Origin of the sequence: Streptomyces sp. ALI-76-A (assembly GCF_030287445.1) — a bacterium.
Lineage (GTDB): Bacteria > Actinomycetota > Actinomycetes > Streptomycetales > Streptomycetaceae > Streptomyces.
This window is the reverse complement of sequence record NZ_JASVWB010000002.1, coordinates 2,636,797-2,649,805: the sequence shown is the minus strand read 5'-3', so window position 1 is coordinate 2,649,805 and position 13,009 is coordinate 2,636,797. Positions and strand designations below refer to the sequence as shown.

General features: G+C 73.2%; 12 protein-coding genes. 8 read left to right on the top strand and 4 right to left on the bottom strand.

Going from position 1 to position 13,009, the window contains the following annotated elements; all coding sequences use genetic code 11:
* Window positions 1–10: 10 nt before the first annotated feature.
* The 3 genes from QQS16_RS12895 to QQS16_RS12885 are packed head-to-tail and all read right to left on the bottom strand — an operon-like array spanning window position 11 to window position 2,384.
* A complete protein-coding gene (locus tag QQS16_RS12895; RefSeq protein WP_286061777.1) occupies window positions 11–766 on the bottom strand; it encodes a CoA-transferase subunit beta in 756 nt (251 codons plus the stop codon).
* On the bottom strand, window positions 763–1,614 hold the full coding sequence (locus QQS16_RS12890) for a CoA transferase subunit A (RefSeq protein WP_286061776.1): 852 nt from the start codon (window positions 1,612–1,614) through the stop codon (window positions 763–765). Before QQS16_RS12890 ends, QQS16_RS12895 begins: the two co-directional genes overlap by 4 nt.
* Window positions 1,614–2,384, bottom strand: coding sequence for an enoyl-CoA hydratase family protein (locus QQS16_RS12885; protein WP_286061775.1), 771 nt, complete (start codon window positions 2,382–2,384; stop codon window positions 1,614–1,616). The genes QQS16_RS12890 and QQS16_RS12885 overlap by 1 nt, the downstream gene beginning before the upstream one ends.
* Before the next feature lie 53 nt (window positions 2,385–2,437).
* Between QQS16_RS12885 and QQS16_RS12880 the strand changes: the two genes are divergently transcribed.
* Together QQS16_RS12880 and QQS16_RS12875 are read left to right on the top strand one after the other, a co-directional pair.
* Window positions 2,438–3,178, top strand: coding sequence for an SDR family oxidoreductase (locus QQS16_RS12880; protein WP_286061774.1), 741 nt, complete (start codon window positions 2,438–2,440; stop codon window positions 3,176–3,178).
* Window position 3,179: 1 nt separating this feature from the next.
* Window positions 3,180–4,085 (top strand): SDR family oxidoreductase, encoded by a 906-nt coding sequence (locus QQS16_RS12875; RefSeq protein WP_286061773.1) that lies wholly within the window; start codon window positions 3,180–3,182, stop codon window positions 4,083–4,085.
* A 71-nt stretch (window positions 4,086–4,156) separates the two neighbouring features.
* Here QQS16_RS12875 and QQS16_RS12870 read toward each other — a convergent pair whose 3' ends face one another.
* A complete protein-coding gene (locus QQS16_RS12870; RefSeq protein ID WP_286061772.1) occupies window positions 4,157–5,047 on the bottom strand; it encodes a hypothetical protein in 891 nt (296 codons plus the stop codon).
* A 107-nt stretch (window positions 5,048–5,154) separates the two neighbouring features.
* On the opposite strand from QQS16_RS12870, the gene QQS16_RS12865 reads away from it, so the two are divergent.
* The 6 genes from QQS16_RS12865 to QQS16_RS12840 all read left to right on the top strand — a co-directional run bounded on the left by QQS16_RS12865 (window position 5,155) and on the right by QQS16_RS12840 (window position 12,859).
* Window positions 5,155–5,598 (top strand): GNAT family N-acetyltransferase, encoded by a 444-nt coding sequence (locus QQS16_RS12865; RefSeq protein WP_286061771.1) that lies wholly within the window; start codon window positions 5,155–5,157, stop codon window positions 5,596–5,598.
* A gap of 305 nt (window positions 5,599–5,903) precedes the next feature.
* Window positions 5,904–6,254, top strand: coding sequence for a chorismate mutase (locus QQS16_RS12860; RefSeq protein ID WP_286061770.1), 351 nt, complete (start codon window positions 5,904–5,906; stop codon window positions 6,252–6,254).
* A gap of 140 nt (window positions 6,255–6,394) precedes the next feature.
* Window positions 6,395–6,946, top strand: coding sequence for a response regulator (locus QQS16_RS12855; protein WP_286061769.1), 552 nt, complete (start codon window positions 6,395–6,397; stop codon window positions 6,944–6,946).
* A 56-nt stretch (window positions 6,947–7,002) separates the two neighbouring features.
* Complete coding sequence (pepN, locus tag QQS16_RS12850; RefSeq protein WP_286061768.1) at window positions 7,003–9,504, top strand: aminopeptidase N; 2,502 nt, start codon at window positions 7,003–7,005, stop codon at window positions 9,502–9,504.
* Window positions 9,505–10,091: 587 nt separating this feature from the next.
* On the top strand, window positions 10,092–11,450 hold the full coding sequence (locus tag QQS16_RS12845; protein WP_286061767.1) for a pyridoxal phosphate-dependent decarboxylase family protein: 1,359 nt from the start codon (window positions 10,092–10,094) through the stop codon (window positions 11,448–11,450).
* Window positions 11,447–12,859, top strand: a complete 1,413-nt coding sequence (locus QQS16_RS12840) for a lysine N(6)-hydroxylase/L-ornithine N(5)-oxygenase family protein (RefSeq protein WP_286061766.1) — start codon at window positions 11,447–11,449, stop codon at window positions 12,857–12,859. The genes QQS16_RS12845 and QQS16_RS12840 overlap by 4 nt, the downstream gene beginning before the upstream one ends.
* Window positions 12,860–13,009: the final 150 nt, after the last annotated feature.

Sequence of the window (13,009 nt, the reverse complement as noted above, 5' to 3'; positions counted from 1 at the left end):
TCCCGACCGCTCACGTCCCGACCTCGGTGGCCCGGGTGTTCCCCGGGTCGATCACCTCGCGGATCAACTCCAGCTCCCGGGGCGTCGGTTCGCGGGTGTACGGCACCTCCTGGGGGACGGTCAGCGCGAAACCGGTGGCCTCCCCGACCTGGTCCAGCGTGACGCCGGGATGCAGCGAGGCCAGCCGCATCGAGCGGTCGGGGGTGTCGAAGTCGAAGACGCCGAGGTCGGACACGACCCGGGGGATCCGGTGGAAGCGGGCCGACTCCGGATGCTCGGCGGCACGGTCGTACCCCACCCCGCACACCAGGTCGACGCGTTCGACGAAGACCCGCCGGGAGTGCCGCGGGATCCAGTAACTGGTCGGGTTGTTCAGGGTGTTGACCGGAGCGCCCCGTACTCCGAGCAGCTGCCGCGTGGGCCGGGCCCAGTCGCCGATGCAGGAGATGTTCTGGTTGCCGTACCGGTCGATCTGGCCGGCGCCCATCATCACGTGCCGGCGTCCGCCGGTGACCCAGGTGAGGTGCTGCCGGTAGGGCAGCCAGCCCTCGACGGTTCCGTCCGGGTCCACGAGCAGTGCCTCGCCGTCGGTCAGCAGCAGGTCCGGCGCGAAGGTGCGGCGGGCCAGGCGGGCGCCCACGGACGGGATCACGCCCATGGGGCTCGCCAGGATCTCGCCCGCGTCCCGCCATGCCTCCGCGCAGGCGATCACGCAGTACTCGGCCCGGGTGGGCGGGGCGGAAGGGGCGCCCAATCCGGTGGTCATGACCCCTCCGCCTCGTGCCACGCCTGGACGGCCGACCGGTACGCCTGTTCGTCCCCGTCCAGGAACCGCGCCGTGAACCGCGCCCAGGGCATGCTCGCGTACTGCTTCTGGAACGCCTCGTCCCGGCCGTAGTCGGGGGCGCAGGACGTGAAGTGCGCGCCGTTCGGGGCCTCCACGACCCCCGTGACCGTGTGGCGGCCGACCAGCAGGGTCTGCGGGGGCGCCGCCTTCGTCAGCTCGGCCGTGTCCACGATCCGCTCGCAGGACAGGTAGGCGGTGTCGGCCGCCGCGCAGAACAGGTCGTCGAAGTACGGGTCGGGCCCCAGGTACTGGCCGTTGCCCTGCCGGTCGGCGCGGCTGACGTGCACCAGGGCGGCGTCCATCCGCAGCGCCGGCATCGCCACGAACGTCTCCCCGTCGTCGTAGGGCGAGGTCACCGTCCGCAGAGCGGGGCCGGCCCGCATCACATCGGAGCCGATCCCGGCCCGCACCGGCAGGAACGGCAGCCGGTTCGCCGCCGCGGTCAGGCCCCACAGGAACATCGCCTCGTCGACCTCCCTCAGCTCCAGGGCGCCCCGCTCACGGGCCGCCCGGTAGTGCGGTTCCAGCGGGATCGAGTCGAGGGTGACGAAGGCGGTGACCAGGGTGCGGATCCGGCCGGCGGCGGCCAGCATGCCCACGTCCGGGCCGCCGTACGAGACCACCGTGAGATCGGTGATCGGGGACCGGAGCAGTGCTCTGACCAGGGCCATCGGTTTGCGGCGGGAGCCCCAGCCGCCGATGCCGAGGGTCATGCCGCTCGCCAGCCGGGCGACGGCCTCGTCGGCGGTCATCGTCTTGTCGCCCACTACATCCGCTCCTTGCCGAAGCCGTCGCGCACCCGGCCGGCCACCCCGGTGAGGCCGGCCTCGAAGGTGAAACCCTGTTCGAAGCGGTAGCTGCGGCGCACGTCCACCGGGTCGATGCCGTTGAGGGCGGCCTTGGCCAGGCGGAGCAGCTCCCCGTCCTTGGCGGCGATCTCACCGGCCAGTTCCAGGGCCGCCGCCCGCAGGTCCGCGCGCTCCACCACCCGCCACACCGACCCGTGCGCATGCAGTTCGGCCGCGCTCGCGGTGCGCGAGGTGTAGTACAGCGCGCGCATCAGGTGCTGCGGGACCAGCCGGGCCAGATGGGTGGCGGCGCCCAGGGCTCCCCGGTCCAGCTCGGGCAGCCCGAAGGCGGCGTCCTCGCTCGCCACGATCGCGTCCGCGTTGCCGACCAGGCCGATCCCGCCGCCCAGGCAGAATCCCTGCACCGCCGCCACCACGGGCACCTCGCACTCGTACACCGCCGCGAACGCCTCGAAGCAGCCGCGGTTGGCGCCGGCCAGCACACGGTGCCCTCCCGCCTGGATCTCCTTGATGTCCACGCCCGCGTTGAACCCCCGCCCCTCGGCGGCCAGCACCACACACCGCGTCCCGGGATCCTGGCCGGCCGCGCGCACCGCGTCGGCCAGCGCGAACCAGGCGCGCACCGGCAGCGCGTTCACCGGCGGGACGTCGACCGTGACGACGCGGACCCCGGGCGCGGGGGCCGTGACGGAAATCCCCTTTTCCGGGGACGAGGTGGAGACACCCATGGGCGCATCAGCTACCTTTCCACCAAACGTTTGTTAGGTGAAGGGTAGTGTGGATGGAGCTGCACGGGAAGGTCGCGGTCGTCACCGGCGGCACCCGCGGGGTCGGCGCCGGGATCGCGCGGGCCCTCGTCGCGGCGGGCGCCCACGTCGTGGTCTGCGCCCGCAGACCGCCCGAACAGCCCGTGGCGGGCACCGAGTTCACCCCCGTCGACCTGCGCGACCCGTCCGCCGTACGGGACCTCTTCGCCGCGCTGCCCCGCCTCGACGTCCTCGTCAACAACGCGGGCGGCACCCCCCACCGGCTGCTGGCCGGCACGGACGCCGAACGGCACGCCCGGGTCGTCGAACTCAACCTCCTCACCCCGCTGACCGCCTCGCTCGCCGCGTACGAGCACCTCAGGCGGGCCGGCGGATCGGTCGTCATGATCGGCAGCGTCAGCGGCAGCCGCCCGTCGCCCGGTTCGGCGGCCTACGGGGCGGCCAAGGCAGGCCTGGAGCACCTCGCCCGGTCGATGGCCGTGGAGTGGGCGCCCGAGGTCCGCGTCAACACCCTCGTCGTCGGCATGGTCCGCACGGAACTGTCGCACCTGCACTACGGCGACGCGGACGGGATCACCGCGGTCGCCCGCACCGTCCCCCTCGGCCGCCTGGCCGACCCCGGTGACGTCGGCGCGGCCGCGGTCTTCCTCGCCTCCGACGCCGCCGCCTACATCAGCGGGGCCAGCCTCCTGGTGCACGGGGGCGGGGAACGGCCCGCGTTCCTGGACGCCACGACCACCCACCGGGAGGCCTGACATGAGCGGACTGTGCGACGGACGGGTCGTCGCCGTCACCGGCGCCGGCCGCGGACTCGGCCGTGCCCACGCCCTCGCGTTCGCCGCCGAGGGCGCCCGGCTCGTCGTCAACGACCTCGGCGTCGGCCTCGACGGCACACCCGGCGCCGACAGCCCGGCCGGGCGGGTGGCGGCGGAGATCCGCGCGGCGGGCGGCACGGCGGTCGCGCACGGCGGCGACATCGCCACGAGCGACGGTGCCGCCTCCCTCGTACGGACCGCCCTCGAGACGTACGGCCGTCTCGACACCCTCGTCAACAACGCCGGCTTCCTGCGCGACCGCATGCTCGTCAACCTCGACGAGGACGACTGGGACGCCGTCCTGCGCGTCCATCTCACGGGCCACTTCCTGCCCCTGAGGCACGCGGCCGCGCACTGGCGGGCCGAGACCAAGGCGGGCCGCACACCCGCGGCGCGGATCGTCAACACCAGCAGCGGAGCCGGCCTGTCGGGCTCGGTGGGGCAGGGCAACTACAGCGCGGCCAAGGCCGGCATCATCGGACTGACCCTGGTGGCGGCGGCCGAACTGGCCCGCTACGGCGTCCAGGTCAACGCCATCGCGCCGGCGGCACGGACCCGGATGACGGAGCAGACGTTCGCCCAGACCATGGCGAGCCCCGCGACGGGCTTCGACGCCATGGCCCCGGAGAACGTGTCACCGCTGGTGGTGTGGCTGGGCTCGGCCGCCAGCGCCGGCGTCACCGGGCGGGTCTTCGAGGCGGAGGGCGGCCGGATCACGGTGATGGAGGGCTGGCGCGCCGGACCGAGCGCCGACAAGGGGGCGCGGTGGGCTCCGGCGGAGGCGGGGGAGGCGGCCCGTCAGCTGGTGGCGCGGGCGGAGGTGCCCCGGGCGGTGTACGGGGCGTGAGGGGACCGGGCGGCCGAGCCCGCACCGGCGCGCGCGCCGCCGACGGCGGCTCCTCCGGCACGCACCCGTTCCTACGTGTCGCACTCCAGCACCGTCCGGCACAGCGCGCACCGGGCCCGGACCCGTCCCCGCACCGGCACCCTGATCCGCTGGTGGCAGGTCGGGCAGGGGAAGGACACCCGCAGCCGGCCGCCCACGTCGGGGGTGAACGTGTAGGGGGCGTCGAGCCGGGCGTCGGGTCCCGGGCCGGCGTGCCGCCGGTCGTGGGCGTAGCGGCGCCGGCCCGCCCACCCCGCCGCCGTCAGCGGCGGCTGCTGCCCGTCCTGGCGGGCCCGCGCCATGCCCTTGACGTACGCCGTGTAGGCCTGCGGACTGGTGAACCACACCGAGGGGTCCTCGCCGAAGACCAGGGCCCGCTTGGCGAGCACGTAACCGAACTCCTCCGGCGTGAGATACCCCAGCTTCTGCGACGACGCCGCGTCCTCCCGGTACGCGTCCAGCAGCAGCCACCCCGCGCCCAGATACGTCGTCGCGGTGTCCGTGAGGATCTCGTTCTCCCGGGTGCCCGGGAAGGACAGCCCGAGGCGGTGCAGGTACACGTGCATCACCTCGTGCGCCAGCGCCGCCCCGATGTCCCGGCGGTGGGTGCGGAAGCGGTCGTTCAGCTCGACGAAGTACTCGGGGCCCGCGGTGAGTTCCACGTTCGCCGCGTGCGTCATCTCGCGGAAGCCGACGACCAGCCGGGCGTCCGGCAGCCGGTAGTGCCGCACCAGCTCACGGGCCACCCGCTGCGCCCCCAGATGCAGGTCGTCGGTGTCGCAGAACGCCACGTCCACGGGCGCCACACTGGTCGCGAACGTCTGGATGGTGTCGTACGACAACCGCTTGTACAGCGCGGTGATGGCGGCCCGCACCGTCTCTAGATGCGGGTAGCCGTGCTCGACCGGTCCGTCGTTCGCCACGCCCGTACCCCCAAGACGCCGTGAACCCGGTTCCACTCTACGGGGACGCGGCCGGAACCTCCCTGGCCGGTTCGGCGCGGGAGCCGGCCCCTGACATACTCCGCGGCGTGACCGACGACCAGCGAGGCGTTCCCGCCGCCACGGTGCGGGTGGGCGGCGAGGACGACGCCCTCGAACAGCGCCTCGACGACGAGCTCACCGCCTTCAACGGCCGCGCGACCGGCGCCGGCACCCCCGAGGACCTCACCGTCCGCGTCGACGACGCCGGCGAACTGGTCGGCGGGCTCACCGCGTGGCTGTGGGGCCGGTGCTGCGTGATCGAGACGCTGTGGGTGCGCGAGGACATGCGCCACGCCGGCTGGGGGAGCAGGCTGATGCGGGCGGCGGAGGCGGAGGCCGTGCGACGCGGCTGCACCGACCTGATCGTGTCCACGTACACCTTCCAGGCCCCCGGCTTCTACCGAAAGCTCGGCTTCCGCGCGACGGGCCGTACCCCGGGCATCCCCGGCGGACACCAGGACGTCCAGCTCCACAAGGCCGTCGGCCCCTGAGCACCGGGCTGCCCGCGGCCCCGACCCCGCTCACCCCCGCCCGACCCCGGCTGGGACGAAGGGCTCGCCGACCTCACCGGGCCGCCACCGCCACCCGCGCCGAACGCGGCCGCATCGCACGCGGCCCGCCCGTGCCGCCCCTGTCGGAGCCGCCGGCCCACGCGGCGTCGTCGCCCGCGTCGCCCCGGCCGCCCACCGCGGCAACCCCCTCCCGGAGGCGGAGACCGGCGCTGGAGCGACCAGGGCCCCGCCCCCGCCGAACCACCCGCCATCGAACACGGCCACGCCCCGTAAGGTGGTCGCCCATGACCACCAGCAACACCGGTATCCCGGACGTCGATCCCGCGGTCCGCGAGGAGCTCGCCCGGCTGCGCGACAGCATCGACAACATCGACGCGGCCGTCGTCCACATGCTCGCCGAACGCTTCAAATGCACCCAGCAGGTCGGCCACCTCAAGGCCCGGCACCAGCTGCCGCCCGCCGACCCGGCCCGCGAGGCCCGTCAGATCGAACGCCTGCGCGCCCTCGCGGAGAACGCGAAACTCGACCCCGCCTTCGCTGAGAAGTTCCTCAATTTCATCGTCGCCGAAGTGATCAGACACCACGAGCGCATCGCCGAGGACACGGTCAACGGCACGGCACGTCTGGCCGATTGACCTTCCACGACGCCCCGACGACGTGACACGCGGCCCTGTGAGAGGCATGCTGCGCTGTGCACTCCTTGTCAGCTGACGAGCACACACCGTCAGCCCCTCGGACATAAGCTGGATCGTCCACGAGGAAGGGACGCCGGGCCATGCCGTCGGATGCGAGGATCCTCATCGTCGACGACCACGAGGACACGCTGTACGCCCTGGAGAGCGCCCTGGCCCCCCTGGGCTACCGGCTGGACCGCGCCACCAGCGGGGACGAAGCCCTCAAACAGGTGCTGCGCGGCCGCGTCGGCCTCCTCCTGCTCGACGTGCGCATGCCCGGCGTCAGCGGCCTCGACGTCGTGCGCTACATGCGCCGCGTGGAACAGACCCAGCACATACCGGTCATCCTCCTCACCGGCTTCGGCCCGGACCAGGAACTCGCCTCCGTCGCCTTCGGCCTCGGCGTCGCCGACCTCGTCATGAAACCCGTCGACCCGTGGACCCTGCGCACCAAGGTCCGCTACCTGTTCGACACCCACCAGCGCCACATCGCCCTCGAACACGAGACGCGCGCGCTGCGCGCCCTGGTCAAGGGCCACCCCGACACCGCCGGACCGCCCCCGCGCCCCGCCCTGCCCCACCCGGACACCCGGGTCCCGTTCCAGCGCGCACAGGGAGCGCACACCGGGGAGCTCGAACAGGACCGGACATAGGCCGCGTACCGATCCGCCTCTGTGCCTCGCCCACGCCATCAGGCAGCATGGCCTGCATGTCCGTACTGACGCGCGCCGAAGCGCAGACCCGTGCCAGGCTCATCGACGTCCACCGCTACACGATCGACCTCGATCTGACCGCCGGCGACGACACCTTCGACTCCCGCACCGTCATCCGGTTCACCGTACGCGCGGACCAGGACACCACGGACACCTTCGTCGAGATCAAGCCCGCCACCCTCCGCACCGTCAGCCTCGACGGACAGCCCCTCGACCCGCAGACCCTGGACGAGAACCGGCTCCCGCTGAAGAACCTCCTCCCCGGCGAACACGAACTGCGCGTCGACGCGAGCATGCGCTACTCCCGCACCGGCGAGGGCATGCACCGCTTCACCGACCCCACCGACGGCGAGAGCTACGTCTACACCCAGCTGTTCATGGACGACGTCCAGCGCGTCTTCGCCGCCTTCGACCAGCCCGACCTCAAGGCCGTCTTCGACCTCACCGTCACCGCCCCCGAAGGCTGGACCGTCCTCGCCAACAGCGTCACCGACCACCTCGGCGACGGCCGCTGGCAGGCCGCCCCCACCCCCCTGATCTCCACCTACCTCGTCGCCGTCGCCGCCGGACCCTGGCACTCCGTCCGCACCGAACACCGCGGCCTGCCCTTCGGCCTCCACTGCCGCCGCTCCCTGGCCCCGTACCTCGACGCCGACGCCGACGAACTCCTCGACATCACCCGCCAGTGCTACGACCGCTACCACGAGAAGTTCGAGGAGCCCTACCCCTTCGACTCCTACGACCAGGCGTTCGTCCCCGAGTTCAACGCCGGCGCCATGGAGAACCCCGGGCTGGTCACCTTCCGCGACGAGTTCGTCTACCGCTCCGCCGTCACCGACACCGAACGCCAGACCCGGGCCATGGTCATCGCCCACGAGATGGCCCACATGTGGTTCGGCGACCTCGTCACCCTCCGCTGGTGGGACGACATCTGGCTGAACGAGTCCTTCGCCGAGTACATGGGCTACCAGACCCTCACCGAAGCCACCCGCTTCACCGACACCTGGACCGACTTCGGCGTCACCCGCAAAGCCTGGGGCTACGACGCCGACCAGCGCCCCTCCACCCACCCCGTCGCCCCCGAAGCCGTCGACGACACCGCCTCCGCCCTCCTCAACTTCGACGGCATCTCCTACGCCAAGGGCGCCTCCGCCCTGCGCCAGCTGGTGACCTGGCTCGGCGAGAAGGACTTCCTGGCCGGCATCAACACCCACTTCGCCCGCCACAAGTTCGCCAACGCCACCCTCGCCGACTTCATCGACTCCCTCGCCGCCCACACCGACCGCGACGTCCACGCCTGGGCCGACGCCTGGCTGCGCACCACCGGCGTCGACACCCTCACCCCCCGCGTCACCCCCGACGGCGGCACCTGCGCCCTCACCGTCGACCACACCGGCAGCCGCCCCCACCGCATCGCCGTCGGCCTCTACGACCAGGACGTCACCGACGAGACGCACCACCTCGTCCTGCGCGAACGCCTCGACCTCGACGTCCCGCAGGCCGGGTCCGGCGCACCCCACCCCATCGGCAAACGCCCCGCCCTGCTCCTCCTCAACGACGGCGACCTCACCTACGCCAAGGTCCGCTTCGACCCCGAGTCCTTCCGCACGGTCACCACCGCCCTCCGCGGCCTGCCCGAACCACTCACCCGCGCGGTCGTGTGGAACGCCCTCAGGGACGCCGTCCGCGACGGCGAACTGCCCGCCGCCGCCTACCTCGACGCCGCCCGTACCCACCTCCCGCACGAGACCGACCTCGCCCTCGTCCAGGGCGTCCTCGCCTTCGCCGCCACCCAGGTCGCCGACCGCTACCTCACCCCCGAGGAACGCCCCGCCGCCCTGGCCACCCTCACCGCCCTGTGCCGCGACCTCATCCGCCGCACCGAGGACGGCGACCACCCCGGCCTGCGCCTGACCGCCGTACGCCACTACATCAACGTCGCCGCCCACCCCGACACCATCGCCGCCTGGCTCGCCGACGGCACCGTGCCCGGCGGCCCCGAACTCGACCCCGAACTGCGCTGGCGCGTCCTGGCCCGCCTCGCGGTCCTCGGCGCCGCCGACGAGGCCGCCATCACCGCCGAACTGGAACGCGACCCGAGCGCCACCGGCCGGGAAGGCGCCGCCCGCTGCCGGGCCGCCCTGCCCGACGCGGACGCCAAGCGCCAGGCGTGGGAGGCCATGTTCACCACCGACGACCTCTCCAACTACCTCTTCACCGCCACCGCCCAGGGCTTCTGGCAGCCCGAACAGACCGACCTCGTGCGCGACTACGTACCCCGCTACTTCCAGGACGCGGTCACCGTCGCCGCCCGCCGCGGACCCGCCATCGCCGACGCCGCCGGCCGCTGGGCCTTCCCCGCCCACGCCATCGACACCGACACCCTGCGCCTGGGCGAACAGTGCCTGCACGACGCCGAGCCCATCCCCGCCCTCCGCCGCAAACTCACCGACCAACTCGACGACCTGGAGCGGGCCCTGCGGGTACGGGGGGCGTAGCGCCGGCCCGCGACGGGGACACGCCTCCGCCCCCACCCCCACGGACCCCGGACCACACGCACGCCTTCGGACCCGCACCCCGCGGCACCTGCCGGTCGGGCGCGCCCGACCGGGCGGACGTTCACGGATCGGGACGCGCGGGGTCGGGGTCCGGGGCGGGGCGGGAGAGCGAGGTCCCGGTACGGTGACCGGGCCCGGGAGGGTGGCCTGCCGCCAGCGCCCCGCTGCCTCCCGCCCCCGCCACAGCCCGGACCCCGCTCCCGGCCCGCCCTCCGCCACGGGGTCCGAGGGGCGGCAGCCGCCACAGCAGCCCATCGGCCCTTCTCGCGTGAAGTCCCGCGAGCGGCTGGGCCCGGGGCGATCGCCGGGCCGGGGCGGCGATGAGAAGGGCCGGGGCGGCAGCCGCCGTGGCGCGGCCCGATCGGCCTCTCCCCACCCCCGTCCCGGCCGCATCCCTCGTCGCCGAAGCCTCCCCACCAGCGCACGTACCCCCTTCCGGGTTCCGATCGTTGAACCTTCCGGGCACGCCCACGCGACCGCGTACACGCTGACATCACGCGTCCCCAGCAGCGTCCCGGAGGACACCGATGAGCATGCCGCCGCTCGCCTCAGGACCCGACGGCCCCCACGCCCTGCGACCCCTGCTCCACACCGTCCTCGACGCGCTGCGCGACGGGACCCGGGCCCGCGGCGGACCGCTCCCGCCGGGCGGCCCGGAAGCGGTCGCCGCACGCGTACGGGACGCGGTCGGCGACGTCCTGCCCGACGAGGGCGACCCGGACGCCCTACGCCGCCTCATCACCGCCCTCGCCGAGGGCTCCGCCGACCCCGCCCACCCCCACTGCGCCGCCCACCTGCACTGCCCGCCCCTCGCCCTCGCCACCGCCGCCGACCTCGCCGCCGGCGTCCTCAACCCCTCCCTCGACTCCTGGGACCAGGCCCCGGCCGCCTCCGCACTGGAGACACTGGTGACCCGGGCACTCGCCCGCGAGGCCGACGCCACCGACGCACTCGTCACCACCGGCGGCACCGAATCCAACCAGCTCGCCCTCCTCCTGGCCCGCGAACGGCACGGCGGAACCGTCCGCCTCGTCCACGCCGCCAACGCCCACCACTCACTGCCCCGCGCCGCCTGGCTGCTCGGACTGCCCGACCCCGTCGTCGTACCCGCCCCCGCCGGCACCCTCGACCCCGCCGCCCTCGACGACGCCCTCACCACCCTGTCCGGCCCCCTCCTCGTCGCCGCCACCGCGGGCACCACCGACGCCGGACTCATCGACCCGCTGCCCGAGATCGCCGCCCTGTGCGCCGCCCACGGCGCCCGCCTCCACATCGACGCCGCCTACGGCGGAGGACTCCTCCTCAGCGACCGCCACCGACACCGCCTCACCGGACTCGAAGCTGCCGACACCGTCACCCTCGACCTGCACAAACTCGGCTGGCAGCCCATCGCCGCCGGCCTCCTCACCGTCACCGACCCCCATGACCTCACCGCCCTGCACCAGCACACCGACTACCTCAACGCCGACGACGACACCGAAGCCGGCCTGCCCGACCTCCTCGGCCGCAACCCCCGCACCAGCCGCCGCCCCGACATCCTCAAGATCGCCGTCACCCTCAAGGCCCTCGGCCGCACCGGCCTCGCCGCCCTCGTCGACCAGGTCTGCGACCTGGCACAACACCTCGCCGCCCTCGTCCACGCCCACCCCCGCTACGAGCTCTACGATCGGCCCACCCTCAGCACCGTCCTGTTCCGGCCCGCCGACGCCACCGACGACACCGTCGCCGCCGTACGCCGACACCTCCTCACCCAAGGCCACGCCGTCCTCGGCCGCGCCCGCCTCGACGGCCGGCTCTGGCTCAAGGCAACCCTCCTCAACCCCCACACCCGCCCCGACGACCTCGCCGACCTCCTGAGACTCGTGGAAGGAACCACCCCCCGATGAACCACCCCCCACACCACGAACCCGACCGACCCCACGACCTCGTCGGCATCGGCATCGGCCCCCTCAACCTCTCCCTCGCCGCCCTCGCCCACCCCCTCACCGACCTCCACACCGTCTTCTACGAACAACACCCCACCTTCGACTGGCACCCCGGCCTGCTCATCGACGGCGCCACCATCCAGGTCCCCTTCCTCGCCGACCTGGTCACCCTCGCCGACCCCACCAGCCCCTGGACCTTCCTCAACTACCTCAAAGCCCGCGAACGCCTCTTCCCCTTCTACTTCGCCGAGCACTTCCACATCCAGCGCGCCGAATACGACGCCTACTGCCGCTGGGTCAGCGACCACCTCCCCACCCTGCGCTTCGGCCACCAGGTCGACGCCGTCCGCTGGAACTCCGAACGCGACCTCTTCGAAGTCGACTTCACCCAGCTCGACACCGACGGAGAAGCCGAAGCCCTCGGCCGCACCCACACCAGGAACGTCGTCCTCGGCATCGGCACCGAGCCCTACGTCCCCGAACCCCTCACACCCCTCGTCGACACCCCCGCCGTACCCGTCGTCCACGCCGCCGACTACCTCGACCACCGCGACACACTGCTCACCGCCGGCCACGTCACCGTCATCGGCTCAGGACAGTCCGGCGCCGAGATCTTCCTCGACCTGCTCCGCCACCGCCCCGCCGGCCACGAGCGACTCCACTGGCTCGGCCGCACCGAGGCCTTCGCCCCCATGGAGTACTCCAAGCTCGGCCTCGAACACTTCACCCCCGACTACACCCGCTACTTCCACGCCCTCCCCGAAGGCGTCCGCGACCGCCTCGTCACCGCCCAGTGGCAACTCCACAAAGGCATCGAGGCCACCACCATCGCCGCCATCCACGACGAGCTCTACCGCCGCAGCCTGCACGGCGGCTGGCCCGACGCCGTCCTCACCCCCGGCGTCCGCGTCCGCACCGCCGGCCGCATCGCCACCACCAAAGTCGAACTCCACCTCGAACACATCCAGCAGAACACCCGCTCCCGCCTCACCACCGACGCCGTCGTCCTCGCCACCGGCTACCGCGAACGCCCCCTCGACCGCGTCCTCGCCGGCCTCGACCCCTACCTGCGCCGCGACAGCAGCGAACGCCCCCGCGTCGACGAACAGTTCCGCCTCGTCCTCGACCCCTCCGTCACCGGCTCGGTGTACGTCCAGAACGCCGCACGCCACTCCCACGGCGTCGGCACCCCCGACCTCGGCCTCGCCGCCTGGCGCAGCGCCACCATCCTCAACACCCTCACCGACCACGCCCCCTACCCGCTGCCCACCCGAACCGCCTTCACCACCTTCGGACTCGAACCCCACCCCCACGTCCCCCCGGCCCGCCAAGCCCCCCGAACCCTGACCCCACTCGTCGACAGAAGGTGAGAAAAACGGATGGAGCGCTGACAAATCGGGCCACGACTCGGAAAGCTCAACGCCGGCGACGGCCCCACACACCCACGGCCCACACACCGACGTCCCCCGCGCAAACGGCGCCGGCGCCCCAACGAGCGCCGACGCCGTAGACGTCACCCA

Excerpts from the sequence above, each read along its gene's own strand:
- QQS16_RS12895 (WP_286061777.1), bottom strand. The coding sequence starts at position 766 with ATGACCACCGGATTGGGCGCCCCTTCCGCCCCGCCCACCCGGGCCGAG.
- QQS16_RS12885 (WP_286061775.1), bottom strand. The coding sequence starts at position 2,384 with ATGGGTGTCTCCACCTCGTCCCCGGAAAAGGGGATTTCCGTCACGGCC.
- QQS16_RS12880 (WP_286061774.1), top strand. The coding sequence starts at position 2,438 with ATGGAGCTGCACGGGAAGGTCGCGGTCGTCACCGGCGGCACCCGCGGG.
- QQS16_RS12875 (WP_286061773.1), top strand. The coding sequence starts at position 3,180 with ATGAGCGGACTGTGCGACGGACGGGTCGTCGCCGTCACCGGCGCCGGC.
- QQS16_RS12860 (WP_286061770.1), top strand. The coding sequence starts at position 5,904 with ATGACCACCAGCAACACCGGTATCCCGGACGTCGATCCCGCGGTCCGC.
- QQS16_RS12855 (WP_286061769.1), top strand. The coding sequence starts at position 6,395 with ATGCCGTCGGATGCGAGGATCCTCATCGTCGACGACCACGAGGACACG.
- pepN (WP_286061768.1), top strand. The coding sequence starts at position 7,003 with ATGTCCGTACTGACGCGCGCCGAAGCGCAGACCCGTGCCAGGCTCATC.
- QQS16_RS12845 (WP_286061767.1), top strand. The coding sequence starts at position 10,092 with ATGAGCATGCCGCCGCTCGCCTCAGGACCCGACGGCCCCCACGCCCTG.
- QQS16_RS12840 (WP_286061766.1), top strand. The coding sequence starts at position 11,447 with ATGAACCACCCCCCACACCACGAACCCGACCGACCCCACGACCTCGTC.